This is a genomic window from Leisingera sp. ANG-M7, assembly GCF_000813965.1.
In the GTDB taxonomy this organism is placed as follows: domain Bacteria; phylum Pseudomonadota; class Alphaproteobacteria; order Rhodobacterales; family Rhodobacteraceae; genus Leisingera.
The window spans coordinates 695718-722140 of the sequence record NZ_JWLI01000001.1 but is presented as its reverse complement, the minus strand read 5'-3'; the positions used below and the strand labels follow the sequence as shown (position 1 = coordinate 722140).

Annotated in this window: 25 protein-coding genes and 1 tRNA gene; 14 read left to right on the top strand and 12 right to left on the bottom strand. The window is 61.1% G+C overall.

Going from position 1 to position 26423, the window contains the following annotated elements; genetic code table 11:
* Positions 1 to 406: 406 nt before the first annotated feature.
* Positions 407 to 592 (bottom strand): DUF6324 family protein, encoded by a 186-nt coding sequence (locus RA26_RS03625; protein ID WP_019294714.1) that lies wholly within the window; start codon positions 590 to 592, stop codon positions 407 to 409.
* Between the two features lie 90 nt (positions 593 to 682).
* Here RA26_RS03625 and RA26_RS03620 point away from each other — a divergent pair, with 90 nt between their 5' ends.
* The 3 genes from RA26_RS03620 (at position 683) to RA26_RS23145 (ending at position 2674) form a co-directional block, all read left to right on the top strand.
* Entirely contained in the window at positions 683 to 1183 is a 501-nt protein-coding gene (locus RA26_RS03620; RefSeq protein ID WP_039180063.1) for a GNAT family N-acetyltransferase, read from the top strand.
* Positions 1184 to 1358: 175 nt separating this feature from the next.
* Positions 1359 to 1435: transfer RNA gene (locus RA26_RS03615), tRNA-His, on the top strand.
* A gap of 879 nt (positions 1436 to 2314) precedes the next feature.
* Positions 2315 to 2674: a hypothetical protein gene (locus RA26_RS23145; RefSeq protein WP_241482574.1), complete on the top strand. Its 360-nt coding sequence runs from the start codon at positions 2315 to 2317 to the stop codon at positions 2672 to 2674.
* A 9-nt stretch (positions 2675 to 2683) separates the two neighbouring features.
* Here the strand turns inward: RA26_RS23145 and RA26_RS03605 are convergent, their stop codons facing one another.
* Positions 2684 to 2989 (bottom strand): DUF6476 family protein, encoded by a 306-nt coding sequence (locus RA26_RS03605; RefSeq protein WP_039179802.1) that lies wholly within the window; start codon positions 2987 to 2989, stop codon positions 2684 to 2686.
* On the opposite strand from RA26_RS03605, the gene RA26_RS03600 reads away from it, so the two are divergent.
* From RA26_RS03600 to RA26_RS03585, 4 genes are all read left to right on the top strand, one after another.
* Positions 2988 to 4013: an RluA family pseudouridine synthase gene (locus RA26_RS03600; RefSeq protein ID WP_039179799.1), complete on the top strand. Its 1026-nt coding sequence runs from the start codon at positions 2988 to 2990 to the stop codon at positions 4011 to 4013. The genes RA26_RS03605 and RA26_RS03600 overlap by 2 nt on opposite strands.
* Before the next feature lie 161 nt (positions 4014 to 4174).
* A complete protein-coding gene (rpoH, locus tag RA26_RS03595; protein WP_039179797.1) occupies positions 4175 to 5071 on the top strand; it encodes an RNA polymerase sigma factor RpoH in 897 nt (298 codons plus the stop codon).
* A gap of 517 nt (positions 5072 to 5588) precedes the next feature.
* Positions 5589 to 5858, top strand: coding sequence for a DksA/TraR family C4-type zinc finger protein (locus tag RA26_RS03590; RefSeq protein ID WP_039179794.1), 270 nt, complete (start codon positions 5589 to 5591; stop codon positions 5856 to 5858).
* Positions 5859 to 6052: 194 nt separating this feature from the next.
* Complete coding sequence (locus tag RA26_RS03585) at positions 6053 to 7174, top strand: serine/threonine protein kinase (protein WP_039180058.1); 1122 nt, start codon at positions 6053 to 6055, stop codon at positions 7172 to 7174.
* Positions 7175 to 7274: 100 nt separating this feature from the next.
* Here RA26_RS03585 and RA26_RS03580 read toward each other — a convergent pair whose 3' ends face one another.
* The 5 genes from RA26_RS03580 to RA26_RS03560 all read right to left on the bottom strand — a co-directional run bounded on the left by RA26_RS03580 (position 7275) and on the right by RA26_RS03560 (position 11456).
* Positions 7275 to 7652, bottom strand: a complete 378-nt coding sequence (locus RA26_RS03580; RefSeq protein WP_039179790.1) for a hypothetical protein — start codon at positions 7650 to 7652, stop codon at positions 7275 to 7277.
* A gap of 92 nt (positions 7653 to 7744) precedes the next feature.
* Positions 7745 to 8236, bottom strand: a complete 492-nt coding sequence (locus tag RA26_RS03575; RefSeq protein WP_039179787.1) for a GNAT family N-acetyltransferase — start codon at positions 8234 to 8236, stop codon at positions 7745 to 7747.
* Positions 8236 to 10056, bottom strand: a complete 1821-nt coding sequence (locus RA26_RS03570; protein ID WP_039179785.1) for a M3 family oligoendopeptidase — start codon at positions 10054 to 10056, stop codon at positions 8236 to 8238. The genes RA26_RS03575 and RA26_RS03570 overlap by 1 nt, the downstream gene beginning before the upstream one ends.
* A gap of 147 nt (positions 10057 to 10203) precedes the next feature.
* Entirely contained in the window at positions 10204 to 11166 is a 963-nt protein-coding gene (locus RA26_RS03565) for an alpha/beta hydrolase (RefSeq protein ID WP_039179782.1), read from the bottom strand.
* Positions 11166 to 11456: an SCP2 sterol-binding domain-containing protein gene (locus tag RA26_RS03560; protein ID WP_039179780.1), complete on the bottom strand. Its 291-nt coding sequence runs from the start codon at positions 11454 to 11456 to the stop codon at positions 11166 to 11168. Before RA26_RS03560 ends, RA26_RS03565 begins: the two co-directional genes overlap by 1 nt.
* 101 nt (positions 11457 to 11557) lie before the next feature.
* Here RA26_RS03560 and RA26_RS03555 point away from each other — a divergent pair, with 101 nt between their 5' ends.
* The 5 genes from RA26_RS03555 (at position 11558) to RA26_RS03535 (ending at position 16619) form a co-directional block, all read left to right on the top strand.
* Positions 11558 to 12124 carry a tetratricopeptide repeat protein gene (locus RA26_RS03555; protein WP_039179777.1) on the top strand — a complete coding sequence of 189 codons (567 nt, stop codon included), beginning with the start codon at positions 11558 to 11560 and terminating at the stop codon, positions 12122 to 12124.
* Positions 12125 to 12152: 28 nt separating this feature from the next.
* Positions 12153 to 15026, top strand: a complete 2874-nt coding sequence (locus RA26_RS03550) for a helicase-related protein (RefSeq protein ID WP_039179774.1) — start codon at positions 12153 to 12155, stop codon at positions 15024 to 15026.
* A 7-nt stretch (positions 15027 to 15033) separates the two neighbouring features.
* Positions 15034 to 15408 carry an RNA-binding S4 domain-containing protein gene (locus tag RA26_RS03545; RefSeq protein WP_039179771.1) on the top strand — a complete coding sequence of 125 codons (375 nt, stop codon included), beginning with the start codon at positions 15034 to 15036 and terminating at the stop codon, positions 15406 to 15408.
* Between the two features lie 62 nt (positions 15409 to 15470).
* Positions 15471 to 15809: a ferredoxin FdxA gene (gene fdxA, locus RA26_RS03540; protein ID WP_019294695.1), complete on the top strand. Its 339-nt coding sequence runs from the start codon at positions 15471 to 15473 to the stop codon at positions 15807 to 15809.
* A gap of 300 nt (positions 15810 to 16109) precedes the next feature.
* A complete protein-coding gene (locus RA26_RS03535; protein WP_019294694.1) occupies positions 16110 to 16619 on the top strand; it encodes a CarD family transcriptional regulator in 510 nt (169 codons plus the stop codon).
* A gap of 69 nt (positions 16620 to 16688) precedes the next feature.
* Here the strand turns inward: RA26_RS03535 and cobS are convergent, their stop codons facing one another.
* Positions 16689 to 17447 carry an adenosylcobinamide-GDP ribazoletransferase gene (gene cobS, locus RA26_RS03530; protein ID WP_039179768.1) on the bottom strand — a complete coding sequence of 253 codons (759 nt, stop codon included), beginning with the start codon at positions 17445 to 17447 and terminating at the stop codon, positions 16689 to 16691.
* 100 nt (positions 17448 to 17547) lie between these two features.
* Here cobS and cobT point away from each other — a divergent pair, with 100 nt between their 5' ends.
* Positions 17548 to 18564 (top strand): nicotinate-nucleotide--dimethylbenzimidazole phosphoribosyltransferase, encoded by a 1017-nt coding sequence (gene cobT / locus RA26_RS03525; RefSeq protein ID WP_039179765.1) that lies wholly within the window; start codon positions 17548 to 17550, stop codon positions 18562 to 18564.
* 53 nt (positions 18565 to 18617) lie between these two features.
* Here the strand turns inward: cobT and RA26_RS03520 are convergent, their stop codons facing one another.
* The 3 genes from RA26_RS03520 to RA26_RS03510 form a co-directional block, all read right to left on the bottom strand.
* Positions 18618 to 20510: a cation:proton antiporter domain-containing protein gene (locus RA26_RS03520; protein WP_039179762.1), complete on the bottom strand. Its 1893-nt coding sequence runs from the start codon at positions 20508 to 20510 to the stop codon at positions 18618 to 18620.
* Positions 20511 to 20599: 89 nt separating this feature from the next.
* On the bottom strand, positions 20600 to 21820 hold the full coding sequence (locus tag RA26_RS03515; protein ID WP_039179759.1) for a PAS domain-containing protein: 1221 nt from the start codon (positions 21818 to 21820) through the stop codon (positions 20600 to 20602).
* 67 nt (positions 21821 to 21887) lie between these two features.
* Positions 21888 to 22343 carry an Lrp/AsnC family transcriptional regulator gene (locus RA26_RS03510; RefSeq protein ID WP_039180055.1) on the bottom strand — a complete coding sequence of 152 codons (456 nt, stop codon included), beginning with the start codon at positions 22341 to 22343 and terminating at the stop codon, positions 21888 to 21890.
* Between the two features lie 151 nt (positions 22344 to 22494).
* Here RA26_RS03510 and hppD point away from each other — a divergent pair, with 151 nt between their 5' ends.
* On the top strand, positions 22495 to 23595 hold the full coding sequence (gene hppD, locus RA26_RS03505) for a 4-hydroxyphenylpyruvate dioxygenase (RefSeq protein ID WP_039179757.1): 1101 nt from the start codon (positions 22495 to 22497) through the stop codon (positions 23593 to 23595).
* Positions 23596 to 23768: 173 nt separating this feature from the next.
* Here the strand turns inward: hppD and RA26_RS03500 are convergent, their stop codons facing one another.
* Positions 23769 to 26258 carry a hypothetical protein gene (locus tag RA26_RS03500; RefSeq protein ID WP_039180052.1) on the bottom strand — a complete coding sequence of 830 codons (2490 nt, stop codon included), beginning with the start codon at positions 26256 to 26258 and terminating at the stop codon, positions 23769 to 23771.
* Positions 26259 to 26423: the final 165 nt, after the last annotated feature.

Genomic DNA, 26423 nt, shown 5'->3' with positions numbered 1-26423 from the left:
GTGTTGGGGGCGGGGGCAGGGACTGCTGGTGCGCCGCCCAGTTTCACAACCGCATTCTGCACCTGCGGTTTCTCCCAGCCGTGCGCCGCTGGCGGCAGGCCTTCCGGCCCGCGGCGGCCCTGGCTGCCGAACAGGGCGTTGGCTTCCTGCTGCAGTTCATCGGCGCTCATGCCGAGGGCTGGATTGATCCCGTCTAGGGAAGCGCGCGCGCCGCTGCTCACAGCGGTCAGTTGCGCTGAATAGAAAAAGGGGTTGGCTGTGCTGCTCGTCAGGTTCACCATCTTACTCACTCCAATAACTGGCTGAGCACCAAGGTGAGCCCTGAGACTTTAGATAGATATAATAGCTAAAATTGCAGATCAGAAAATTCGCCTGAAAACCATGGTGGTTTTTCCGAAAGCTTGTCTTACTTGACGGTGCGTGCTGCCTGTGCGGCGGCGCGAAGCTCGTCGGCGATCTCTTCTGCTTCTTCGGGGTCAAAGTCCATCGGGATCTCGACTCCGCCCGCCTCGATGAAAATCCGCACCATGCCTTGATCGGTCGGGCCGATCTGCATGTTTGCTTCAACGTCGCGTTCGGTATTGATGCCCATCTTGCACTCCACTGGCAGTCAGCCGCCTGAATGCTGGTGCTAGCCCGCCGCAGGCTGAAACGCAAGCCGGGTTTGCGCTACACTGCCTGCATGATGGATGTAACGCTGCGCCGATTCGCCCCGACCGACATGCAATGGCTGGTGGCTCGCCACCAGGATCTCTATTCCCGAGAAGCAGGGTTCGACAGCAGTTTCGGGGTGCAGGTCGCGGATATTCTGCACAGCTTCTGTGCCGCTCACGATCCCGTGTGTGAGCGCGGCTGGATGGCGGTCAGCGGCAAGGAGCGTCTGGGCACGGTATTCTGCATGAAGAAAGATCAGGAAACAGCACAGTTGCGCCTGTTCCTGCTGACGCCAAAGGCGCGTGGCAGGGGGCTGGGCAAACGGCTTCTGCGTGAGTGCATGGCCTTCGCCCGCTCCGCCGGATACAGCGGCATGATGCTGAAGACCCACGAAAGCCATCGCACGGCCTGCGCCCTTTACCGCGCTTTCGGGTGGCAGTTGCAGGACAGCCGACCGGTGTGCAATTACGGCCAGGATCTGGTGGAGCAGACCTGGCATCTTACTTTTCAGGAAGCTGTGGCGTCATAAGACGCAGCGGTGAAATTTTGGAGCAAATGCAAACTGTTGCGGGCGACGCTCCGCAACAGTTTGTGTGTTCCGCTGGGGTCATCGCCACGCGTGTTCTTATGAGGCGGATTTCTGAAACAGAAAGGTGAAAAACCTCTTGCACGGCTCCGGAGCGTGCTATAAATGCCCCCTCAGTGCCGCCTTAGCTCAGTTGGTTAGAGCGCTGGATTGTGGATCCAGAGGTCCCCCGTTCAAGCCGGGGAGGCGGTACCATCTCCCCGCTGAAGATGTATGAAGCCTACCTTTTCATCAGGCTGTTGGCGTCCGGATTTTCGGGCATAGAATTGTCCGGTGAACACATGAAGGGGGTGCCTTTATGTGCGGCGGCCAAGCCTGAGCCTGCCCTTCCTTAATCCGCTGACGTGGATGACGTGGTTGTGCTTGCGGAGTCACTGTCGCTTGCAACCACTGCAATGAACAGTAACCCGGTGATTGCCCCGGCGGCGGCTCCCGCTGAAAGCCCGGTGGCAGGCAGCGCCTGACCGGTGACACCACTTATTGATTGGGCTCCCGCAGCCTGGCAAGTGACTTGCAGAGCTCCATCGGGCAGATAGCTGGCAGAGACCGGCGTTCCCGCTCCGCAGGCGAGCCGTCTTTTGGCTTCGTCAAGCGCAGATGGATCTGTCTGTGCCAGAGCGGCCTGTCCGGCAAAAATGATCGGCAGAATAAGGGGTATTCCCCGGAAAATACTGGTATACATAGGTAAACAACCTCATCGGTTTGGATGGATTAAACTTAGGAAGTGATCTGTTTTCGAACAACATGATGGTGCTGTGTGATCCGTTTTCCAGCGAAATGCCGCCCAGCTGCGAATATCTGATCGGCGGAAATGAGTTCTGTGATGCCTGACAGCGAATGGAGAGGGAAACTATGTTCAGAGTGGTGTTAAAGAGTTTGACAGCAGGGGCGGCTTGTCTCGGGCTGGCGGGCGGGCCGGTCCTGGCTCAGGCCCCAGGGGGGCTTATCTATACTGTGGTAGTGCCTGCGGGGGAATTCGGCTCAGCCGCATTTCTAAGCGAGCTTTTGAGCACATTGGCAGCTGCCAAGGCTTTCTGCAGTTCCACCGGCGATTCGTCGCTGCAGGTTGACTGCTTGTCCGAACGTCTGGAGGCCGCGGCGGACGGGATACCTAATGGCACCGATTACGAAGAGGTGAGGGAAGTCCTGCAGGACACTTCTCAGCAGCTGAAGCGGCTGGCCCGCCAGAACAGGGATCCGAACCGGGGGCGGGTGACGGTCACCAGTTCAACAGACCAGGCGCAAAAAACAAACCGTCCTCTGATCCCGGTCCGTGCCTCGGCGCAGGCTGAGGTCAACAGGGAGGCGGCCAAGATGTTTGAGGAGGCTGGCAAAGTGCTGCTGCGCAGTGCAGAGGCGGCACAGGAGCGACAGACGCAATATGCGCAAATCGCCGCGGCAATCGACTCCAACAAGGTGCTGCTCAGATCCTGACCTGCCGGATCAATTGTTCATCAAAACTTCCTGGCGCAGATCACCGGTCTCACGGTCAAAGATCAGGATGCGGTTGTCCCGGCTGACGATTGCAATCCAGTCGCGGCCCAGCGTTACCGCTTCGGCTTCAACACCGTCGGGCAGGGCGATTTCCGCAGGCAGCGGCGCATCGCCTGCTTGCAGGCGGATGACAAGCAGCGAGATAATCACTACAAGCCCGCCAATCATCACCACCGTCAGCGTGGTTACCAGCCGCCGCAGGAACCGGATCTGCGGCGGTTCCTGTTGGATTTCGGTCTCGGAAGGATCAGTCATGGGCAGCCGCCGGATTGAGTTTGTCATCGCGGAAAACCCGCCTAAACGGCTTGATAAAGCGGTTTCGCGCGATGTGCCAGAGGAGGCGTCTCTGTCGCGCACCCGGCTGGCACGGCTGATCGAAGAAGGAGCGCTGACAGTGGATGGCGCCGTCGTGCAGGACCCCAAGGCGAAGATCGCCGAAGGCGCTCAGATCTCCATCCAGGTGGAGGAGGCCGAGGACAGCCACATTGGCCCCGAAGACATCCCGCTGGAAATCGTCCATGAAGACGAAGATCTGATTGTCATCAATAAGCCCGCGGGCATGGTGGTCCATCCGGCGCCGGGCTCGCCTTCTGGTACCTTGGTTAATGCTCTGCTGCATCATTTCGGCGGCAACCTGTCAGGCGTCGGCGGGGTTAAACGCCCCGGTATCGTGCACCGGATCGACAAGGAAACCAGTGGCCTATTGGTGGTGGCCAAATCTGATGCCGCTCACCAGGGGCTGGCTGCCCAGTTCGAAAAACACACGGTGGAGCGCTATTATCAGGCTGTCTGCTACGGCGTGCCGGATGGCAACGATCCCCGCTTGCGCGGCGTCAAGGGCGCCAGTTTCGAACCCGGCAATATCCTCAAGCTCACCACCCAGCTGGCCCGGCACAAGACCGACCGCCAGCGCCAGGCGGTGCTGTTCCAGGGCGGCCGCCATGCGGTGACCCGCGCCCGCATCGTCGAAAGCTTCGGCACCCCGCCGAGCCTCGCGCTGATTGAATGCTGGCTGGAAACCGGCCGCACCCACCAGATCCGGGTGCATTTGGCCCATGCCGGCCATGGGCTGATCGGCGACCCCACCTATGGCGGGCGCCGCAAGCTGGCTGCCAAGACTCTCAGCGAAGCAGGGCAGGCGGCGGTGCAGGCCTTCCCGCGCCAGGCTTTGCATGCGGCGGTTCTGGGGTTTGATCACCCGGTAAGCGGAGAGGCCCTCAGGTTCGAGGCGCCGCTGCCCCCGGATATGGCCGCACTGCTGGATGCCTTGCGCCAGTAAACTGACAGCAAATAAGCGTGTTCCCTCCTGTGACGCAATTCACAGACGAAAAGACTCGGGCTACCATAGAAGAATTCCTTAAGCGGTCCTTGAAAAGGGCTTAGCGCTATCACATATGCGCTAATGTTAAGTCCTTATACATTTTGGGAGGGACACTTTATATGGCGAATTATGCAAACCTGCCTGCCCCGACGCCCGAAGGCGGCCTGAACCGGTATCTCCAGGAAATCCGCAAATTTCCGCTTTTGGAGCCGGAAGAGGAATACATGCTGGCCAAGCGCTGGGTGGAAGAACAGGATGCGGCCTCGGCCCACAAGATGGTGACGTCCCATCTGCGGCTCGCGGCCAAGATCGCCATGGGCTACCGCGGCTATGGCCTGCCGCAGGCCGAAGTGATCTCCGAGGCAAACGTCGGCCTGATGCAGGCGGTGAAACGCTTTGATCCGGAAAAGGGCTTCCGTCTGGCAACCTATGCCATGTGGTGGATCCGCGCCTCGATCCAGGAATACATTCTGCGCTCTTGGTCTCTGGTGAAGCTTGGCACCACCTCGGCCCAGAAAAAGCTGTTCTTCAACCTGCGCAAGGCAAAGGCTCGCATCGGCGCGCTGGAGGAGGGCGACCTGCGCCCCGAAAACGTCGCGCGGATTGCCACGGACCTCGGTGTGACCGAGGATGAGGTGATCTCGATGAACCGCCGCATGTCCGGCGGCGATGCGTCGCTGAATGCCACAGTTGGTTCTGAGGGCGAAGGCACCATGCAGTGGCAGGACTGGCTGGAGGACGAAGATGCCGACCAGGCCGGCGACTATGAAGCCCGCGATGAGCTGGAGGCCCGCCGCGAGCTGCTGGCCGAGGCGCTGGACGTGCTGAACGACCGCGAGAAGGACATCCTGACCCAGCGCCGGCTGATGGATCAGGCAGTCACGCTGGAGGACCTGAGCACCCAGTACAATGTCAGCCGCGAACGGATCCGCCAGATTGAGGTGCGCGCGTTTGAAAAGCTGCAGAAGAAGATGCGCGACCTGGCGATGGAAAAGGGCATGCTGAACGGCGCCTGAACCAGCGTCAGTCCGAAAGAATGAAAGGCGGTGCTGTGCACCGCCTTTTTTGTCACCTGACAATGATGCTGGCTTTACGGCAGCGGTTCTGCCGTAATGTTTCGCGCGCGAAACATTTGGTCAGATGTGCTGACCTGCCTTGCTGGCAAATGCTGGCGGGAAAACCTGTCTGGCACGGGCCTGGCAAAAAGCTGGGTGCGCGGCTGAATGGGGAGGGCTGGCAGAATTGCTGGCTGAATACTCTAGGCGCGGCTGGCTGAAATCACTCTGGTTGCTGGCGATGCTTGCTGTCTGGCTGCCCTGACGGGTGGCTGGAGCGCTGGCTGCTTGCGGCCTGCTGATTCTGGCTTGCTTGCAATTTCTGCATTCTGTGTAACTGCCTAGGGTGCGGCAGTCAATGGAAAATGCAATAAAATCAAATAGTTGATAGATTTACTCGGAAATTGGAGCGGACTGGCCCTAGCCAGACTATCCGTCCGGCCCTAAATTCATTCCCTCTGGTACAGGAGGAAGGGACATGGCTGGCGGCTGGGCGCAGGACGGCGCGGTGAATGAGCAGATCGAAGCCTCGATCAACGACGAGCTGGCGCGGATGAAGGCGCAGAAACGCCCTGTCGGCGAAAGCCTGACCCATTGTGCCGAATGCGAAGAGCCAATCCCGGAAAAGCGCCGCATCGCCCTTCCCGGTGTCAAGCTATGCATCGACTGCCAGCAGGAGCGTGACAGCGCCCATCAGGCCCGCGGCGGCATCAACCGGCGCGGTTCCAAGGACAGCCAGCTGAAATAGCCCGGGTCTGGGCCTGGGGGTTGAAACATCTTCCCCGGCCTCATTGCTGATGTTATATCCAGTGCCGGGCTGACTGGCGATGGCGTCGCTGCAGAGCTGACTGCTCTGGCCCGCAACCCACGCTCCTGTACGCCGGGACTTTCAATCGGGAGATTGAAGGCCCCGCCTTTGCCTCCCTAACAATGGAGGCATCCATGGCCTGGTCGCCGGAGAAAACTGAAGTCAAAAGCTGGAATGAATGGGACACGCTGCGCCATGTGATCGTGGGCCGCGCTGATGATTGCCATATCCCGCCGGAAGAGCCCGCGCTGGATGCCAAGGTGCCGGAAGACAGCGACATGCGCGGCCAGTGGGGGCGCCGCCCGCAGGAAGCCATCGACCGCGCCAACGAACTGCTGGATAATTTCGCCGATCAGCTGCGCAAGCGGGATATCCGGGTGGACCGCCCGGTCTCCATCGACCATTCGCAGCCGGTGACGACTCCGGACTTCCACACCGACAGCCAGTTCGGGTGCATGCCGCCGCGCGACGTGTTGCTGACCGTCGGCCATGAGATGCTGGAAGCAACCATGTCCTACCGCTGCCGCTGGTTCGAATACCTGAACTACCGGCCGCTGCTGAAGCAGTATTGGGAGGAGGATCCGAACTTTCGCCACGAGGCAGCCCCCAAGCCGCGCCTGACGGATGCCGACTACCACCCCGATTACCTCAGCGACAAAATCGGTGTCGCCAAGCGCCTGGAATGGGCGGCAGAGAAGTTCTTTGTCACCACTGAGGAAGAGCCGCTGTTCGACGCCGCTGACGTGCTGCGGTTCGGCAAGGATCTGGTCGTGCAGCATGGCTTCACCACCAACCTCAAAGGCATCGAATGGCTGCGCCGCCACTTCCCGGATCACCGGGTGCACACAGTGAATTTCCCGGGCGACCCTTATCCGATCCACATCGACGCGACCTTCACGCCTCTGCGCCCGGGTCTGATCCTGAACAACCCGCAGCGCCGCTTGCCGGAGGAGCAGCGCGCGATGTTCAACAAGAACGGCTGGGATATTGTTGATGCGGCTCAGCCCGCCCACAACACCCCGCCGCCGCTGTGCTATTCCTCCACCTGGCTCAGCATGAACGTGCTGGTGCTGGACCCGAAAACCGTCTGCGTCGAAAAATCAGAGGTCTATCAGGCTGAGCAGATGGACAAGCTGGGCATGGAAGTGGTCGAGGTCGAGCTGCGCGACGCCTATGCGTTTGGCGGCGGGTTGCACTGCTGCACCGCGGATGTGTACCGCGACGGCGACTGCGAGGATTACTTCCCGCATCAGTAGACGGCTCGCTTGATACTAAACGGCCTCCCGAGTTATGCGGGGGGCTGCCTTTGGCTTTGAGCGCCTGGTAATCAGCCAATGCCCAAGAAACCAAGGTTTCCTACTGTAATCGCTTGCAGTGGACACGGTTTCGGGCATCCTGAAGCAATATCTGCCGACGGTTAAGTTTTAGAACATCCGAAACGTTGGTTTGACCTATCAGGTCATCTAGAAACGCATTTGCCTCGTCCAATTCTTGCTTTTCCTTTCCGAATACCTTGAACTCTGTCAATTCAGCGTGATTAGTGTGTTCAATCAGGCTGTCCTGGGATAGGGACCATATCCCAGAGACCTGCCCTGCGGATTTGACACGCACTCCCTGTCTGATCCCATCTCCAGCAAAGCTTGATGTGAAAAAGCCATCGTCGGTGTAGGTGATTGTTGTCTTAACTGCGCTTCCAATTTTGCATTCCCATGTTCCTTCAATGCCGTCGGCCATAAGCGGTTTTACGGACATCGCCGAAATCAGGGTCGCGATAACTATATGGAAGTATATTTAAAATATTGCCTTTTTAAATTTTTGAATGCGTTTCATTGAGTCTCGGGATGTTTCGTCAAAGCCATCCGCAGGATGTGCTGGGGTCCGGCAAGGCCGTACGGGTAGATGCCTCCTGTATCCTCAAACCCGCCCTTCAGGTAGCAGCGGACAGCGGCGGGGTTCTGCATATTGACTGTCAGAACTACTGCGCGGTGGTCCAGGTAGTGGGTGGGCAGATATGCTTTTAGGGCCGCGACGGCGGCGGTCGCAATGCCTTTACCCTGCGCGATGTGGTCAATCATGAAGCCGCGCAGGCCCAGGTCATCCGCCCCGGCGAAATCATAGGTCTCGTGATACAGCCGGTCGGTCTTGAAGAAGCCAACCGCACGGTTGCCGTTGAGGATGGCATGAAAATCCACGCCGTCCTCATCTTCTTCAAAGGCCTGCGCCACGGTGCCGGAAAAACGGATTTGATCCGGTTCCACCTGAATATGGGCGACCAGATCAAATTCCTCGCGGGACACCGGGCGCAAGGCTATCGGCATCAGTCTTCCATCGCTTCCAGCTCGTCAATGAAGCCGGAGATCATGGAGAGGCCTTTGTCCCAGAACTTGGGGTCGGTGGCATCCAGGCCGAAGGGCGCCAGCAGCTCCTTGTGGTGCTTGGAGCCGCCAGCCTTCAGCATCTCGAAATACTTGTCTTCGAAGCCTTCGGCACCTGACGCGTAGACCGAGTAAAGCGCGTTCACGAGACCGTCGCCGAATGCATAGGCGTAGACGTAGAAGGGTGAGTGAACGAAGTGCGGGATATAGGCCCAGAAGGTTTCATAGCCTTCCATATACTCGAACGCTTCGCCCAGGGATTCGGCCTGCACCGACATCCAGATGGCGTTGATGTCATCCGGGGTCAGCTCGCCTTCGGCGCGGGCAGCGTGCAGCTTGCACTCGAAGTCATAAAACGCGATCTGGCGGACCACTGTGTTGATCATGTCCTCGACCTTGCCCGCCAGCAGCACTTTGCGCTGCTCCTTGGTTTCGGCCTTGTCGAGCATCTTGCGGAAGGTGAGCATCTCGCCGAACACGGACGCGGTTTCCGCCAGGGTCAGCGGGGTGGAGGAGAGCATTTCGCCCTGTTCCGCCGCCAGCACCTGATGCACCCCGTGGCCCAGCTCATGCGCCAGGGTCATCACGTCGCGCGGCTTGCCGAGGTAATTCAGCATCACATAGGGGTGCACGTTGGTGACGGTGGGGTGGGCAAAGGCGCCGGGGGCTTTGCCGGGTTTCACGCCCGCATCGATCCAGCCATCGGAGAAGAACGGCGCGGCAATCTCGCCCATGCGGGGATCAAAGGCGTTATAGGTCTCCATCACCGTCTTTTCCGCCTCGTCCCAGCCAATAGTACGCGTGTCTTCCAGCGGCAGCGGCGCGTTGCGGTCCCAGACCTGCATCACGTCGAGGTCGAGCCATTTCCGCTTCAGCTCGTAGTAGCGGTGGGAAAGCTTGGGGTAGGCGGCAACCACGGCCTCGCGCAGGGCTTCGACCACTTCCGGCTCCACGTCGTTGGAGAGGTGGCGGCCGGTCTGCGGGCTGGGCATGCCGCGCCAGCGGTCGATGATTTCCTTTTCCTTGGCCTGGGTGTTGTGGACGCGGGCAAAGGTCTTGATGTTCTCGGCAAAGACGCGCGCCAGCTCGCGCGCTGCGGCCTCGCGTTTGCTGCGGTCCTGTTCGGTCAGCAGGTTCAGGGTGCCTTCGATGTTCAGCTCTTCGCCGTTCACGGTGAAGGTCAGGCCCGCGATGGTCTCGTCAAACAGCTTTTCCCAAGCGTCGCCGACGATGCCGAGGTCGTGCATGAACTTCTCCAGCTCATCCGACAGCTGATAGGGTTTCATTGCGCGGATGCGGCGGAACACGCTGTCATAACGGGCAAGTTCGGCGTTGGCGGCCAGATGCGCGTCCATCACGCTGTCTTCGATCCGGTTCAGCTCCAGCGTGAAGAACACCAGCGGAGTTGTGGCGATGGTGACCTTCTCCTGGCAATCGGACAGGAAGGCCGCGCGGTCGGCGTCGGTGGTCAGCTGATAATAGCGCAGGCCGGCAAAGGACATGAGGCGGCCGGCGATGTTGTTGATCTTCTCGTTGCGCTGCACGCAGGTCAGCAGCCCGTCCGCATCCAGATCAGCGAGCTTGCCCTCGTAATCTGCGGCGAAGGCAGCGCATTCCTTTTCCAGCCATTCCAAGTCGCGGGCCAGTTCGGGGGCGTCCTCAGACGCATACAGATCGCTGAGGTCCCATTCCGGCAGATCGCCAAGGCCGCCGGAACCGGCAGTGGCGTTTGCGTCGCGGACGGGGAAGGGAAGCTGGAACATGGGGGCTCCTGTCATGAGAAATTCTTTGATCCAACATCTAAGGGCGTGCTTGCGGGATCACAAGCAGGCGGATGCCGGGCCGCAAGAGAATGGCATATTCAGGTAATGAGCACGTAAACAGGGCGTACGCAGCCCAGGCAACGGGGGTCAGCTGCTGTACTGATCAAACAAGCGGCACATGCGGGAAAACACATGGGCGCGGATTTCCGGGGTTTCCATCATGACCTCGTGCTGGCCGCCCTTGATCAGGTCCAGTTCACCGCCCGGCCAGCGGTCCATGCGGCTGCGGATCGCTGCCGGACTGACGATCTGTTCATCGGTGCCGAGGAAGGTGATGCAGGGCAGGGCGGGTGAGGGCATCTGTTCCAGTTTCGCGCATTCCTCCAGGCTGACCCGCAGCCATTGGATGGTGGGGCCTCCCAGCGCCAGATCCGGTTGGGCTGCCAGCTGGGCGTGCATCAGCTTGTACATCTCGGGATCGGTGGTCAGTGTGTTGCCCTCGAACGGGGTGATCTGCACGTATTGCTCCAGCGCGGTGGTCGGCAGCAGCCGTTCGTCCAGGCGCAGAAATGGCGCGATGCCGCCTAGGGCGCGAACCAGCGGGCGCATCAGCGGCGGGATCTGGATGCCCCACATCGGGCCGGTGAAGCAGCAGGAGTTGACGTCCAGACCCTCGATGAGGGCGCGCAGGCCGATGGCGCCTCCCATCGAATGTCCAACTAGGTGCCAGGGCCGGGGCAGGTCCAGCTGCTTGGCCAGAGTGGCGAGCGCCTGCACATCTTTCTGAAAATCAGTGAAATGGCCGACGTGGCCCAGTCTGCGTTCTGCCAGCATCCGCCCGGCAAGCCCCTGGCCGCGCCAGTCCACGGTCAGGGTGGCATAGCCGCGGGCGGCGAACTCGGCCGCGGCGGGTCCGTATTTCTCGATATATTCCGTGCGTCCGGGGAACAGCAGGACCGTGCCCTTTGCCTTCCCCTCCGGACGCCAATGGCCTGCACGGATGCGCAGGCCATCTGAGGTGTGCACCCAGTGGGCTTCGCCGCCTGCCGGTCCCTGCGCGATCTCCGCAAACAAGGGGGCGGGCTGGAGGTCCACCGGAGCGCCGTCCATCAGGCCAGCGCAGAGGCGAGCTGCATCGCCGTGCCCATATCGCCGTCGATGGTCAGCTTGCCGGACATAAACGCAGCGGTCGGGTTCAGCTCGCCCTCAAGGATCGACTGAAAGGTGTCGGCGTCCGCAGACATGGTCACGTCGGCCTCTTCATCGGCGACGCGGGCGCCGGAGCCGTCCAGCATGATGGCGCCCAGGCCTTCGATCTGGAATTTGGCGGAGGCGGTGAATTCGCCTGCATCCAGTTTGCCGTTCAGGGCCTCAGCTGCCTGTTCAAGGGTAACGCTCATCTTGATCCTCAATCTGTTTTGCGCGCCTTATAGCACAAACCTGTGAAGCCATAGCAGCTATTACTGGTAAATGTAGCGCGCGGGATTACACTGGGAGCATCATGGTGGCAAATTTCCCAAAGCTCAAAGCTATCGTGGCGGCAACGGCGGCCATGACTGCGCTGTGCCTGCCCTTCGGCAGCGCTGCGCAGGTGCTGTCCGCCGACGTGCTGCTGCAGGACCTGGCGCAGGCGGAAGCGTCTGAGGCCGCCGCGATTGACCGCGAGTTGCAGGCGCTGTGGGCAAGAAGCGGCTCTCCTTCAATGGACCTGCTGCTGCGGCGGGGGCGCGATGCGATGGAGCGCGGGGACCTGCAGGAGGCGGTGGAGCATCTGACCGCGCTGACCGATCACGCGCCTGGCTTTGCCCGCGGTTGGTATGAACGCGCGCGGGTCTATTTCGAGATCGGGCTCTACGGGCCGTCTATCGCGGACCTGGAACGGGCACTGGCGCTGAACCCGCAGGATTACAACGCGATTTATGCGCTGGGCGTGGTGTTTGAGCAGTTCCGCCAGCCGGAGCGCGCCTATGAGGCCTACCAGCGCGCCAAGGCTATACATCCGCACCACGAGGAAGTAAGCAGCGCCCTCGAACGTCTGAGGCCCTCGGTTGAGGGCAGGGAACTGTAAGCCCCGCTGGGGCGCGGGGGCTGAAGTTATGGCAAGCGCATCGCGGATCGTGGCCGTTCTGGGCCCGACCAACACCGGCAAAACCCACTATGCCATCGAACGGATGCTGGGCTACCGCACCGGGGTGATGGGCTTTCCGCTGCGCCTTTTGGCGCGGGAAGTCTATGACAAGGTGGTGGCGGCGCGCGGCCCGTCAGTCGTGGCGCTGGTCACCGGCGAGGAGCGCATCGTGCCGCCGCGGGCGCAGTACTGGATCTGCACCGTGGAGGCGATGCCGGAGGGCATGGGCTGCGATTTCCTGGCCATCGACGAAATTCAGCTCTGCGCCGACCCGGAGCGCGGCCATGTGTTCACAGACCGGCTGCTGCGCGCCCGCGGCACTCATGAGACGCTGTTTCTGGGCGCAGACACCATGCGCGGACCGATCTCGGCGCTGGTGCCGGGTGTCGAATTCGTCCGTCGCGACCGGATGTCCGATCTAGTCTATACAGGTTCGAAAAAGATAAGCCGAATGCCGCCCCGCACCGCAATCGTCGGGTTTTCGGTTGATAATGTCTATGCGATTGCAGAGCTGATCCGCCGCCAGAAAGGCGGTGCAGCGGTGGTGATGGGGGCGCTCTCCCCCCGGACACGCAACGCGCAGGTGGCGCTCTATCAGAATGGTGAAGTTGATTACCTTGTGGCGACCGATGCCATCGGCATGGGGTTGAATCTGGATATCGACCATGTGGCTTTCTCTTCCACCACCAAGTTCGACGGACGCCGGATGCGGCCGCTGGCTCCCAATGAACTGGCGCAGATCGCAGGCCGCGCCGGCAGAGGGATGAGCCACGGTACCTTTGGCGTAACCGGTGATGCACGGCCGTTGGATGAGGGCACCGCATCGGCCATCATGAACCATCAGTTCACGCCGCTGAAGAAACTCAACTGGCGCTCTGCCGATCTGCAATTCGGCTCGGTTGAGGCGCTGATCAACTCGCTCGAATCAAGCCCCTCGAACGAGAACCTGATCAAGGCGCGTGAAGCCGATGATCTGGGCGCGCTGAAGATGCTGTCGCGGGAATCCGCCGTCATCTCGCGCACCACCAACGCGCAGTCGGTGAAACTGCTGTGGAACGTCTGCCGGATCCCGGATTTCCGCGGTATCAGCCATGCCGAACACACGTCGCTTCTGGGGGTGATTTTCGAGCATCTGCACGGCGGCGGAGTGGTGCCGGACGACTGGATGGCCCGCCAGATAAAGCGGATTGACCGCACCGATGGAAACATCGACACATTGTCCAAGCGTCTGGCATTTATCCGGACGTGGACATATGTCGCGCAGCGGAATGGCTGGCTGCGTGACGAAAGCCATTGGCGCGGGGAGACGCGCGCTGTAGAAGACAGGTTGTCAGATGCTCTGCATGAGCGTTTGACTCAGCGATTTGTGGACCGGCGCACGTCTGTGCTGTTGCGGCGGCTCAAACAGAAGGAGGCCCTTTTGGCCGAAGTGAATGACAAGGGTGAAGTGACGGTCGAAGGCGAATTCGTCGGCCGTCTGGAGGGGTTCCGGTTCAGCCCGGACAAAGCTGCGCAAGGCACCGAGGCAAAGGCCCTCAAGGCGGCCTCGCTGCAGGCATTGGCGCCGCAATTCCATCTGCGTGCGGACCGGTTCTATAACGCGCCCGATACCGAGATCGATTTTACCGAGCAGGGCGGCCTGATGTGGGGCGAGCATGCGGTGGGTAAGCTGGTTGCCGGCGCCGATGCGCTGAACCCGCAGATCGAGGTTTTCGTGGATGAGGCCGCAGGGCCGGATGTGGCCCAGAAGGTTGAACGCCGCCTGCTGCATTTCATCACCCGAAAGATCAACGCGCTGTTCGAGCCGCTTTTGAATCTGCAGAAAGACGAAGAACTGACCGGCCTCGCGCGCGGCTTTGCCTTCCGCATGGTCGAGAACCTCGGCGTGCTGCCGCGTGCAAGCGTTGCGCAAGAGGTGAAGGACCTGGACCAGGACGCCCGCGGCGCGCTGCGCAAACATGGCATCCGTTTCGGTCAGTTCACCATTTTCATGCCGCTGCTGCTGAAGCCGGCGCCGACCCGTCTGCGCCTGGTGCTGTGGTCGCTGGCCAATGGCCTGCAGGACTTCCCGGAGGCACCGCCCCCGGGGCTGGTCACCGTGCCGTCCATCAAGGATGCGCCCGAGGGCTATGACACCATGTCCGGCTACCGCGCGGCAGGCGAGCGGATGATCCGCATCGACATGCTGGAGCGTCTTGCAGACATGCTGCGCAGCGAAGACAGCCGCGGCGGCTTTGAAGCCAAGGCCGACATGCTGTCGATCACCGGCATGACGCTGGAACAGTTTGCCGACCTGATGCAGGGCTTGGGCTATAAGGCTGAGAAGGGTGAGCGCGAAAAGGTGAAGCCGGTTGCGGCTGAGGCTGAGGCGAAACCTGCTGAAGCGGTTGAAGAGGCGCCTGCAGCAGAAGAAACCGCTGCTGAAGTCCCCGTTGCCGAAGCTGCTGCGGAAACTCCGGAAGCACCGGCTGAGGCTGAGGCTTCACCTGTTGAAGAGGCAACTGAAGCCAAGGCTGACGCAGTTGCTGATGCAGATGCAGAACCTGAGGTCGAGGTCTTCTTTACCTTCACCTGGGGCGGCAACCGTGGCGGACGCCAGGGCGGTCAGCGCCAGCAGAACCGCCGCCCGCAAGGCGATGGCAAGCCGGCAAGCAAGGGTAAGCCGCGCGGTGCAAAAGGCGGCGACCGTGATGGCGGCCGGGGCAAACCGGGCCGCAAGGGCGGTCCGCGCCAGGATCAGGGGGCCAAGACCTATTCCTCGCGCCCTGCCAAGAAGGAAAAGCAGATCGATCCTGACAACCCCTTTGCCGCAGCGCTGATGGGGCTGAAGCAGGGCGACTGATCGCGCCATGGCCGACGGCGCGCTCAAGATCCGCATCGATAAGTGGCTGTGGCATGCGCGGTTCTTCAAGACCCGCAGCCTGGCCGCTAGGCAAGTCAGCGCGGGTCATGTGCGGCTGAACGGCAGCAAGGCACTGAAACCGGCTCAGAACGTCGCCCCGGGTGACGTTCTGACCTTCGCCCAGGCCAAAGTGATCCGCGTCGTTCGGGTCGAGGCCATAGGCGAGCGCCGCGGACCGGCGCCGGAGGCTCAGGCGCTGTACTCAGACATGACGGAAAAGCAGGAAAAAGTTCCAGCTAACCCAAAGTTCGAGGGAAAAGGCCGTCCGGACAAAAAAGCCCGCAGGGCGCTTGATCTTACCCGCAAGCCCGAGGGCTTTTGACGCCTTGAAGTGCAGCCGCGTCTGGATTAGCTAGGCGCAAACGGAAAACGGGACTCGGTACAATGACGTATGTCGTGACGGAAAACTGCATCGCCTGCAAATACACCGACTGTGTCGAGGTGTGCCCGGTGGACTGTTTCTATGAGGGCGAGAACACCCTTGTGATCCATCCCGATGAATGCATCGACTGCGGCGTTTGCGAACCGGAATGCCCGGCTGACGCAATCCGCCCGGATACCGAGCCGGACATGGACAAATGGGTTGAATTCAATCGCAAATACGCCGAGCTGTGGCCGGTCATCGTGTCCAAGAAAGACCCGATGCCCGGGTATGAGGAGCGCGACGGCGAAGAAGGCAAGATGGAGAAGTATTTCTCCGAGGCGCCCGGCGAAGGCGGCTGATTCTCTGCCTCGCACGGCAATGCCGCATTTGTGCGGAAAACCGCCGTATTGCTTCGGGTTTTCACAGCCCCTTGCCAGCAGGCCGCCTTTCAGGCGGCCCTTTTTTATGGTATACTTAAACCACAATAGACATAAACAATCGGAGTCCGCCCCCGGTGCGCCGTAGCAGTGGCGCGCATAATGGGCGGTATTTCTGCGGAGAAAGTGTCCTGAGAGCTGGTCAAACTGAACTGACCGGGACTGGAGATTTTTTCCGCCACAGTGCCGGTGCCGCCCGGCCATGAGTGAGGAAGAACCTGTATGACCAAGTCGAAGAAGCTCGAATTCCGCCCCAATGATTATGTGGTCTACCCGGCGCATGGCGTCGGCCAGATCATCTCAATTGAGGAGCAGGAAGTGGCCGGCTTTGCGCTGGAGCTTTTCGTGATCACCTTTGAAAAGGACAAGATGACCCTGCGGGTGCCGACCAACAAGGCGACCGAAGTGGGCATGCGCTCGCTGAGCTCGCCGGACGTGATTGCCCAGGCGATGAAAACGCTGAAAGGCAAGGCCAAGGTCAAACGCGCCATGTGGTCGCGCCGCGCCCAGGAGTATGAGCAGAAGATCAACTCTGGCGATCTGATCTCCATCGCAGAGGTCGTGCGCGACCTGCACCGCACCGACGACCAGCGCGAGCAGAGCTATTCCGAGCGTCAGCTGTACGAGGCCGCACTGGAGCGCCTGACCCGTGAAGTGGCTGCCGTTTCCGGTAATGATGAGATTGCGGCTGCTAAGCAGGTGGATGAGGTCCTCACCTCCCGCGCTGCCTAATCCCCGCGCCGATCCAAAACCGAAGGGCCGTGCCTGTGAGGGCGCGGCCTTTTCTTTATTGAAGGCGGATTAACGGCAGATAGCAAGCAGGCTGAGCAGGCCGGCAATTTCGGCAATTTGCTGAGATGCTCCCAGGATGTCGCCGGTCTGGCCGCCGATCTTGGCCTTCGCCAGCGCGCCCAGCCCGGCTGTGGCAGTAGCCATTGCCAGGGCCGCACCAATGGCCGCACCGCCGATCAGCAGCAGCGACAGGGCGACTGCCAGAACGGCCGCCAGAAGGCAGGGCAGGGCGTGGGGGCGGCCCACCGCCTGCGACAGACCCGCCGCCCGCGCATTGGGCAGAGCCGCCATCAGCGCGGGCATCACCGCTCGGCTCATCATCGCCAGCACCAGCAGCGGCCAGACCCCAGCAGCTGCAAACAGTGCGGACAGGGCGCTCCAGCGCAGGCCCAGCCCCAGGATCAGCGCAATCACCCCATAGGCGCCAATGCGGCTGTCCTTCATGATCTCAAGCCGCCGCTCGCGGTTGAACCCGCCCCACAACCCGTCAGCAGTATCTGCCAGCCCGTCCTCATGCATGGCGCCGGTCAGAAGGATCTGTGTGGCCAAAGCCAGACCGGCTGCCACTTGTGCGGGCAGTCCCGCAGCCAGCGTCAGAGAGGCCAGCAGTGCTGCGGGCAGTGCAACAGCGAGACCTGCCAGCGGAAAGGCCCAAACCGCTTTGGCCTGCCGCTGGAATGCTTGCGGCGGCAATTGCGGCAGCGGCAGCCGGGTCAGCAGCACCAGTGCCAGCAGGATGTCTTTTGGCAGTATGTCGTTTTTTGGCATTCGCGGGCCTATTGCAGTGCTTGCGGCGGGGCTGCTAGCGGTTAAAGAGGGTCCATCCGCTTTATCCGCGTCCACCACTCAGATGCAACGAGGCTTTCACATGCTGCCACAGCTTTCCTCCCTTGATGATTTCCGCGCCGCACTGGCTGGCGCGCCTGCCCAGGACCAAGCGTCTGTCGCCGGTGCGGCGGCACGCAATGGCCAGCTGACAAAACCGCCGGGCGCACTGGGGCGGCTGGAGGATCTGGCGGTATGGTACAGCGGCTGGCGGGGCAGCGACCGGCCTGAAATCACAGCACCCCAGGTGATTGTGTTTGCCGGCAATCATGGAGTGATCGAGCAGGGGGTCTCGGCATTCCCGGCAGAAGTGACGGCGCAGATGGTGATCAACTTTGAGCACGGCGGCGCTGCCATCAACCAATTGGCCAAGCTGGCCGGGGCCCGTATGGACGTGCATGCGCTGGAGCTGGACCGCCCGACCGCCGACTTCACAAAAGGCGCCGCGATGAGCCAGGAAGATTTGCTGGCGGCGCTGAAGACTGGCTGGGACGTTGTGGATCCGTCTGCGGATCTGCTGGTGGTTGGCGAAATGGGGATCGGCAACACCACCCCGGCAGCAGCCCTGGCCTGCGCGTTGTTCGGCGGTGAGGCCGCGGACTGGACCGGCCGCGGCACCGGTGTGGACGACGCGGGTCTCGCCAACAAAACCCGTGTGGTTGCCGAGGGTGTGGCGCTGCATGGGGATGCAATCCGCGACGGATTGGATGCGCTGGCCTGTCTCGGCGGGCGGGAGATTGCGGCCATGGCGGGTGCCATAGCCGCGGCCCGTGTGCTGCGCATTCCGGTGATCCTCGACGGGTTCATCTGCTGTGCGGCGGCTGCGTGCCTGCTGCAGACGGCGGATGGCGCGCTGGACCATACGGTTGCTGGCCACCAAAGCGCGGAAGGCGCGCACGCAGCGTTGCTTGCAAAACTTGGCAAGGAGCCGCTGTTGTCGTTGGGCCTGCGCCTGGGCGAAGCGTCCGGTGCCGCGCTGGCGATCCAGATCTTGAAGGGCGCCATTGCCTGCCACAGCGGCATGGCCACGTTTGCCGAGGCCGGGGTCTCGGACGGCTGATCCGTTGGACTATGCCATGAAACGGAAAACCCCGGCTTGATGCCGGGGTTTTATTATTCTGCGGCTTCCGACGACCTCTTTCGCTTTCTTTCAGCCATCTCGAAGATCGCGCTTTCGATTGCTTTTTCCAGCTCCTGCGCCCGCTCAATATACGCCGGGTTCTGGCTGGCCGGCACACCTGGCATCCAGTGCTGCGCCAGATCGCGCAGGTTCTGGCGGTCATGATTGTAGAAGGTCTGCGCCGCCTGTGCCGCCTCATATTCGCTGAGGCCGACGTTTTCGAGCACATAGCGGCCCGCGCGGACTGAGCTGTCGAACAATTCCCGCACGATGTCGTCGGCGCCAGCCTGGTACAACTCGTAGACGTGGTTGCGATCCTTTGCGCGGGCGATGATGTGCAAGTCAGGATAGGCGCGGCGAACATAAGACACCATCTTCACCACGCCTTCCGGGTCGTCCAGCGCCACCACAAAGACTTTGGCCTTTGCAATGCCTGCGGCCTTCAGGAGTTCTGGGCGGGTGGGGTCGCCGAGGAAACTTTTGACCCCGAAGCGGCGCATCAATTGCACCGCTTCCATATCGTGATCAAGTACAACAGTCTTGAAGCCGCTGGCCTGCACCAGCCGGTTGACGATCTGCCCGAAACGGCCGATGCCCGCGATGATCACCGGCCCTTCTTCGTCGATCTCGTCCGGTTCAGGTGCCTGCAGCGGCTCTCCCATGCGCTTGGACAGCAGATCATAGGCGATGAACAATAGCGGAGTGATCAGCATAGACAGCGCGATCACCAGCAGCAGTTTCTCTGACAGCGCCGCGGGAATAACGTTTAGCTGGGTGGAGAATGCCAGCAGGACAAAGCCAAATTCCCCGGCCTGTGCCAGGCTGAGGGTGAATAGCCACAGCCGGCGCCGGCGCAGCCCGAAGGCACGGCCGACAGCAAACAGCACCACCCCCTTGGCGAAGATCACCAACAGCGCCAGCCCGATCAGATCGCCGGGGTCGGCCAGGAACTGGCGGTAATTGATGCCGGCCCCCACGGTGATGAAGAACAGTCCGAGCAAAAGTCCCTTGAATGGGTTGAGGTCGCTTTCCATCTCGTGCCGGAACTCGGAGTTGGCCAGCACCACGCCCGCCAGGAAGGCGCCAAGCGCCGGAGACAGGCCGACAAGGGTCATCACGAAGGAAATGCCAACCACAATCATCAGCGCCAGTGCCGTATACATCTCGCGCAGGTTGGAGGCGTGAATGAAGCGGAACAGAGGCCGGGTCAGGTAGATGCCTGCCAGGATGATGAGGGCGATCGCAGCCAGGGTCACCAACGCCACGGCCCAGCCGGGCAGCCCCTCTACCAGTGACAAGGAGCCATGCCCGCCGCCATGCCCGCCCGCAGCTTCACGGCTGATGGAGCCGTCGGCAGAGAATTGCGGAATGGCGTAAGTGCCCAGAAGCGGCAGAAAGGCGAGAATCGGGATCACCGCGATATCCTGCGTCAGCAGCACCGAGAATGCCGCGCGGCCGCCGCCGGTCTGCATCAGCCCCTTTTCCGATAATGTCTGCAGCACAATCGCGGTGGATGACAGCGATAGCGCCAGGCCCACCGCCAGGCTGACATGCCATGGCTGGCCCATGGCCATCGCCGCGCCCATCAAAACAACTGTCGAAGCGGTAACCTGCATGCCGCCCAGGCCGATCAGCTTGTCCCGCATCGCCCAAAGCGCGCGGGGTTCAAGCTCCAGCCCGATCAGGAACAGCATCATCACCACGCCGAACTCGGCAAAATGACGAAGATCCTCAGTTTCCGCGCCGGTCAAGCCAAGCACAGGGCCAATCGCGATTCCGGCCGCAAGATACCCCAGCACCGACCCCAGACCGAGACGCGCCGCCAGCGGCACTGCGATGACCGCAGCACCGAGGTAAATGGTTGCCTGATAGAAAAACTCTTCCATAAAACAGGTATCGCAAGCCCGCCGGTACCTTGGCAATGGCTTTAGAGCGGCAGGGCAGGCTGTTATGGCAATTGAGCGCCTGCGTGGCGCTACTGCTCGAGCATACGGATGTCTTCGCTGAGTTTTGCGATCCTATCCAGCCGCCGTGAAATCCGTTCCTGGAAACCGCCGAGCTGGTCGATGATGTCAGCCAGGGTTTCGCCGGAATCCGTAAGCCGCGCACTTTCGATCTTGAGCAGTACCCTGGTCGAGCTGAGGCCCAGGAAATGGCGGTGCATGATCTGGCAGGCGCCAGTGATGCGTGCGGCTTCCTCATCCACTTCCTTCATGCCGTCCTCAGACCGTTTCACCTGCTCCTTCACCAAGTCACCCAGAATCTTGCGCTCGGATTCCATGTCGGGGTTGCCAAGTTCGCGACGTTCCTTCTGAAGCTGGTTGTCGCATTCAATAAGCACGCGCGCCATGCCTTCGACAAACAGGCTGTCGTTCACCGACGACTTAATCTTGGCGAAGTTGCTGTTCTCACCCATCACGTGGGCGCCGAACCAATCGGACATCTGCCGCGACATGGCTCCATAGTTCTGGGACAGGACTGTCACCGGGCCGCCCGAAGGTTCGATGCGTGAGGCCAGCACCCGCAGGTTATGCGGGATGGTGTGCATGGCATCGAAATCGGCAATCAGTCCATCGGTTTCCTCTGCCAGTTTTTCGGCATCCTGCAGCATGCCTGACAGCTCTTGAATCCGGGCATGCGTCTGGTTCCCCAGCCCCTGATCCCGTGCGATCAGTTCCTGGCTGAGAGCATGGGCTGCAAATTGATGATAGTTCTCGTAGCCTTGGCCTTTGAGCCAGTCGAGCAGATGCTGGGCGCTTTCTTCCGGCTTGACGCCTTCTTCCTTTTCGCGCTTCAGCATTTTGGCGTATAGGCTGCGCACGTCTTCGAACAGCTTGCTGCTTGGTTTGATGCGGGCGGACAGATAGCCGTCCTGACAGGGGACCACCACGGCGAAGACCCAATAGTAAAGCCCGTCTTTGGCCTTGTTCTTAACGTAGGCACCGATGCTTTCACCGCGCTGGATGGTATCCCAGAACAGCGAGAATACGCCCTTGGGCATGTCCGGGTGACGGATCACTTTGTGCGGCGCACCAATCAATTCTTCCCAGGGATAGGCGCCGACGCGGCGGAACACATAGTTGCCGGCCCGGATCACCCCGCGGCTGTCGGTTCGGGAAAAAAACACCTCATTGAGGCCAAACGGGGCCTCGCCGCTGGTTGGGCGAGTTTCAACACGGCGGTCTACAAAGGACACGGAAGGGTTCCACTTTGGGTTACATAGATCGTCGGTTCACCTTTAAGTCCAAAACCTTCCCAGCTGGTTAAGTCGGCAGCGGCGCGTCGCGTTTTAATTGTGCCATCACGATTTGGCTTTGAACCCTCGCAACACCGGGATGGGGCAGCAAAATTTCGTGGATGAGCGTGTTCAGTGCCTGAAGGTCGGTGCAATAGACGCGCAGCAGGTAATCGGCCTCGCCGGTCATGGTCCAGGCCGATGTGATTTCCGGCTGGCTGGCCACCAGTCGGGCGAATCCCTTCGACTGTTCCGGTCCATGACTGCTCAGGTGCACCTGCACGAATCCCTGAACGGCCAGCCCCAGCCTGGCGGGGTTGAGCCGGGCGGCGTAGCCCTCGATGTAGCCTTCTGCCTCCAGCCGCTGCCGCCGCCGGCCAGCTTGGCTGGGGGACAGGTTCAGCATCTCTCCCAGTTCTTGAGCCGTCAGGTGGGCGTTTTTCTGCAGAGCCGCGAGCAGTTTGGTGTCGGTCGGATCGATCATGCGCGGCATTCCTTTCAATGGGCAAAATTATGCGGCAATTGCGCATACATCAAGCTTCTGGTGCGTAAGTATGCGGAATATTTGCGCTACGAATGCGGTATTCTTGATTCAAGAAATCACATTGTCCCGAATGATATGAAGGAGACGCGCGATGGGTCCTTTCCCGCATAACGCCCCGAAATCCGAAATCACGCCGGAAAACCCGGCTGGCACGGATGGTTTTGAATTTGTTGAGTTCGCCAGCCCGGATCCGGAAGAGCTGCGGGCTCTGTTCACCCGCATGGGTTATGAACTGACGGGCCACCGCAAGGGCCAGCCTCTGGTGGAACTGTGGCAGCAGGGGGATGTCACCTACATCCTGAATGCCGACCCAAAGAGCTTTGCTGCAAAATTCGTGGATGAACACGGCCCCTGCGCCCCGGCTATGGGATGGCGGGTTGCTGATGCGCAAAAGGCGTTTGAACATGCCGTGTCCAAAGGCGCGAAAGCCTACGAAGGCCCTGGTAAGGTCATGAACGTGCCTGCCATCAAGGGCATTGGCGGTTCTCTGATCTACTTCATCGACCAGTATTATGACACCTCGCCCTACAACGAGGAATTTGAGTGGCTGAAGCAGTCCAAACCCCGCGGCGACGGCTTCTACTACCTCGATCACCTGACCCACAACGTCTACAAGGGCAACATGGACAAGTGGTTCAAGTTCTACGAAGAGTTGTTCAACTTTAAGGAGATCCGTTTTTTCGACATTCAGGGTAAATTCACCGGTCTGTTCAGCCGCGCGCTAACCTCGCCCTGCGGCCGCATCCGGATCCCGATCAACGAGGATCGCGGCGAAACCGGGCAGATCGTGTCGTACCTGAAAAAATACAACGGCGAAGGCATTCAGCATATCGCGGTTGGCACCGAGGATATATACGCCAGCACCGATGCGATTGCAGAAAAGGGCCTGAAGTTCATGCCTGGCCCCAACGACGCCTACTACGAGATGTCCAAAGAGCGCGTGCAGGGCCACGACGAGCCGCTCGACCGGATGAAGAAGCACGGCATCCTGATTGACGGCGAAGGCGTGGTGGACGGCGGCGAGACCCGCATCCTGCTGCAGATCTTCTCCAAGACCGTGATCGGGCCGATTTTCTTTGAGTTTATTCAGCGTAAGGGCGACGACGGCTTTGGCGAGGGCAACTTCAAAGCGCTATTTGAATCGATCGAGCGCGAGCAGATCGAAAGTGGCGAGATCCAGGCCGCGGAATAAGCGCAGGTTGAGGAACTGACTGAGCCGGGTCTGTCATGCAGGCCTGGCTTTCTTGCGTCTGAATAATGCTGGCTTTGGCGCCTGCAGGCGGACAACAGTGCTGTTGCTTGCCATGCAGCCAGCAACAGGGATGCCTAATGCCGCAGGATGCCTGGTGTGTTCAGTTTTCTCTTTTAGCCCTTGGGCATTGTCAGGGTGCGGTTGCGGCCGCCTTTCTGATACTGAAGCTGGCTTTCGCCAATGGCGATCACCCGGCCGCCGTCGATGCGATCGCCGACTTGCACCTTCTTGTAGCGGCCCGAAGGCAGGCGCACCAGGGCGCGGCGGTTGGCGGCTGTGCCATAGACGCCGATCAAGTTCAGCTTTCGCAGATTCAGGGCGTTGCTGACGGTGGCGCGGCGGGCGACAGAGGCGCTGGTCGGAATGCGCGGCGGGGTTGCCGCTGCGGCGGCAGGAACGGCAGCGGCAACCTGCACTTGGTTCTGCGCATTACGGCGGGCGCGGTCGACCAGATTGGCGAAATTGGCAGGACGGCCGCGCGGCACGACCGAGGACGCGATGGCCTGCGCGGTGACGGGTAGTTCTTCTTCTGCCGGTTTCAGGCTTGCGGGCCGGTGACGCGGTCGCAGGCTGGCCAGTTCGGCGCGGCTGAGGCCGCCGTTCTGAGTTCGTTCAACCTGTTCCGTAAGGTTAGCAGGACGGGCCTTGGGCCGCTTGCGCGACAGAACTTGATTTCGGGCGAGTTCTTCTGCCAGCGCTTCGGCGGCCGGGTCGCTGCGATCTGGCGCAGGCGGCGGAACCTTCTTGGGGCGGCCAAGAAAAACGGTGATTCCATCTGGATTGAGTGCCCCTTCCGGTGTTGCCTTGACCAGCCCGCGTGCGTCCAGATCGAAGGCCGATCCTGCTGCGGCAGGGGAGGCAACTGCAGACGGCGCGTCATCCTGATCATAGGACCGGGGATCTGGCAGGGCCACAGCGTCAGCCGCAAATTCGGTGCGGTCGACAGACGCAGTGTAAAGCTCTTCCAGACCGGCCGCTGCCGGGATGCCGCCGAGTTCCGGCGCCACTGGCCAGACGCCGGTCGCCGCGTAGCGTGCGGCCAGGGCCAGTTCGTCCAGTTCGGGGGAAACCTGCGTGTCTGTGGCACCAGGCTGCAGGGCCTCCGGATCCAGGAAGGCAGTATCTGTTCCTTCTTCCGGCGGCTCGACGCCGTCAGCAGCGGCTTCATCTTCTGCTGTGGGTTCCGCGTCCGAACTGCTGACTTCAGGGAGGCCGGTATCGGCGAGACCTGGGTCCGGCTGATCCGCCAGCACGCTGACCTGCGGTGCAATATCCTCTGCAGGCCCGGTTTCGCCGGAAAGCCGGGATGAAGCGGATTCGCTGCCGCTGATGGTGGGGGCAGGGGAAAGATCGTTGCCGGTTTCCGTCAGCGCGGCAAGAAAACCGTCTTCGCGGAACAGCGCCCAAGCGGCCACTGCCGTCAGGAGCAGTGCGGCTGTCAAGGCAAGCCCAAGTGAACGCCGCTTGCCGCCGGGTGCTGCTTTGTGTTTCGGTGCAGTTTTCGGCGGCTGGACCGGCGCGGCAGGAGACGGCGCGCGCAAGGCGGCCGGTGCGGGCGGAATCGTTCGCGTTGGTCCGGGCTTTTCCGCTGCGGTAGCGGCGCTTGCCGGCCCTAGCGGTTTCGCCGCTGCAGGACTTGCGGCACTTGAACGTCTTTCAGTCAGAATCAAGGGCGATGGTTTCGCCACAGGCGGCGGCCTGGAAGTGAAATTCGCTTCGCTTCCTTGCAAGTTCGCCGGAACCCGGGGGCTGGTGTCTTTTGGCATATCCGGCTTTGCGGCCTCCAGGGCTGGAGTGCTGCCGGTTTCGAAAGCGGCAGGCGGTGCAGGCGGTACGCTTGCTGGCATCGCTGCAAGGGGTGGCTGATCGGATTCCGCCTCCTTGGGCGTATCCGGCCGTTCCAGCAGGATGGGCGTCTTCGGGGTGTCTGGTTCCTCGTCAGATCCAGACATTTCTTCCGCTTCTGCAGCTTCCTCTGAAGAGGCGGTTGAGACGAATTCTTCTTCAGGTTCAAGTCTAGCATCAGCCGGGTCTTCAACATCATCGGCTGGCACAGGATCGGGCAGCTGAAACGCACCGATTGTTTTGACCACGGTATTGTCAGGTTCGACCTCGGTTCCGCGGATCGCCCGGGTGGTGCCAAAGAACGGCTCCCCCTGGAAAACACCGTCTTCCGGCACCGCCACGAAACTGACAGGCCCGAAGCCATGCTCAACCGCAAATGTCTCGGCCTCATCCAGCGTTTCCAGCGCCACTGCGGCCACATGGGTTACACTGCCGTCAGCGCAAACATCAAAGGCCAGTTCGTCCACCGGATAGGGTGTGGCGCCTTCCAGCGCCTGCCGTGCCGCCGCGATCCGTTCTCCGGCGGGCAGGCCGCCGGTTTCAATGCTCAGATACCGGATCTGGTCATTGGGCAGGATCAGCTTGCTGTAAATCCCGTCCGGCGCCAGCCGCAGAGCATCAGCCCGGATTGCGGCCAATGCGGCGGGAAGGTCCTCTGTGTCAAATGGAGTGCTGGCAACGCTCCTCCAGCCGTCCTCTGCGCGGTAGATCAATGCGATCCCGTCGGCGGAAAGCGAAAGAGCAAAGGCCGGTTTCATGCTTTGGGTCAAACCATCCAAATCCATACTGCCCGGGGGCGCATAGCGCGCCCGGTGTTTTGCTGCGGACCTTAAAGCAGGAACCTGCCGAGTTAAAGGAAAAGACATCTTCTGGCTCTTGCGGGCGGCGGTTTGCCGTCCCCATCTAAAGGGCATTCGGAAAAG

Coding starts and splice junctions, on each gene's coding strand:
- hppD (WP_039179757.1), top strand. CDS start 22,495: ATGGGTCCTTTCCCGCATAACGCCCCGAAATCCGAAATCACGCCGGAA.
- RA26_RS03550 (WP_039179774.1), top strand. CDS start 12,153: ATGGCAAGCGCATCGCGGATCGTGGCCGTTCTGGGCCCGACCAACACC.
- cobT (WP_039179765.1), top strand. CDS start 17,548: ATGCTGCCACAGCTTTCCTCCCTTGATGATTTCCGCGCCGCACTGGCT.
- RA26_RS03520 (WP_039179762.1), bottom strand. CDS start 20,510: ATGGAAGAGTTTTTCTATCAGGCAACCATTTACCTCGGTGCTGCGGTC.
- RA26_RS03600 (WP_039179799.1), top strand. CDS start 2,988: ATGGGCAGCCGCCGGATTGAGTTTGTCATCGCGGAAAACCCGCCTAAA.
- RA26_RS03510 (WP_039180055.1), bottom strand. CDS start 22,343: ATGATCGATCCGACCGACACCAAACTGCTCGCGGCTCTGCAGAAAAAC.
- RA26_RS03585 (WP_039180058.1), top strand. CDS start 6,053: ATGGCCTGGTCGCCGGAGAAAACTGAAGTCAAAAGCTGGAATGAATGG.
- RA26_RS03590 (WP_039179794.1), top strand. CDS start 5,589: ATGGCTGGCGGCTGGGCGCAGGACGGCGCGGTGAATGAGCAGATCGAA.
- RA26_RS03555 (WP_039179777.1), top strand. CDS start 11,558: ATGGTGGCAAATTTCCCAAAGCTCAAAGCTATCGTGGCGGCAACGGCG.
- fdxA (WP_019294695.1), top strand. CDS start 15,471: ATGACGTATGTCGTGACGGAAAACTGCATCGCCTGCAAATACACCGAC.
- RA26_RS03620 (WP_039180063.1), top strand. CDS start 683: ATGATGGATGTAACGCTGCGCCGATTCGCCCCGACCGACATGCAATGG.
- RA26_RS03625 (WP_019294714.1), bottom strand. CDS start 592: ATGGGCATCAATACCGAACGCGACGTTGAAGCAAACATGCAGATCGGC.
- RA26_RS03570 (WP_039179785.1), bottom strand. CDS start 10,056: ATGTTCCAGCTTCCCTTCCCCGTCCGCGACGCAAACGCCACTGCCGGT.
- RA26_RS03575 (WP_039179787.1), bottom strand. CDS start 8,236: ATGCCGATAGCCTTGCGCCCGGTGTCCCGCGAGGAATTTGATCTGGTC.
- RA26_RS03605 (WP_039179802.1), bottom strand. CDS start 2,989: ATGACTGATCCTTCCGAGACCGAAATCCAACAGGAACCGCCGCAGATC.
- RA26_RS03565 (WP_039179782.1), bottom strand. CDS start 11,166: ATGGACGGCGCTCCGGTGGACCTCCAGCCCGCCCCCTTGTTTGCGGAG.
- RA26_RS03580 (WP_039179790.1), bottom strand. CDS start 7,652: ATGGCCGACGGCATTGAAGGAACATGGGAATGCAAAATTGGAAGCGCA.
- RA26_RS03500 (WP_039180052.1), bottom strand. CDS start 26,258: ATGAAACCGGCCTTTGCTCTTTCGCTTTCCGCCGACGGGATCGCATTG.
- rpoH (WP_039179797.1), top strand. CDS start 4,175: ATGGCGAATTATGCAAACCTGCCTGCCCCGACGCCCGAAGGCGGCCTG.
- RA26_RS03535 (WP_019294694.1), top strand. CDS start 16,110: ATGACCAAGTCGAAGAAGCTCGAATTCCGCCCCAATGATTATGTGGTC.
- RA26_RS03560 (WP_039179780.1), bottom strand. CDS start 11,456: ATGAGCGTTACCCTTGAACAGGCAGCTGAGGCCCTGAACGGCAAACTG.
- cobS (WP_039179768.1), bottom strand. CDS start 17,447: ATGCCAAAAAACGACATACTGCCAAAAGACATCCTGCTGGCACTGGTG.
- RA26_RS03545 (WP_039179771.1), top strand. CDS start 15,034: ATGGCCGACGGCGCGCTCAAGATCCGCATCGATAAGTGGCTGTGGCAT.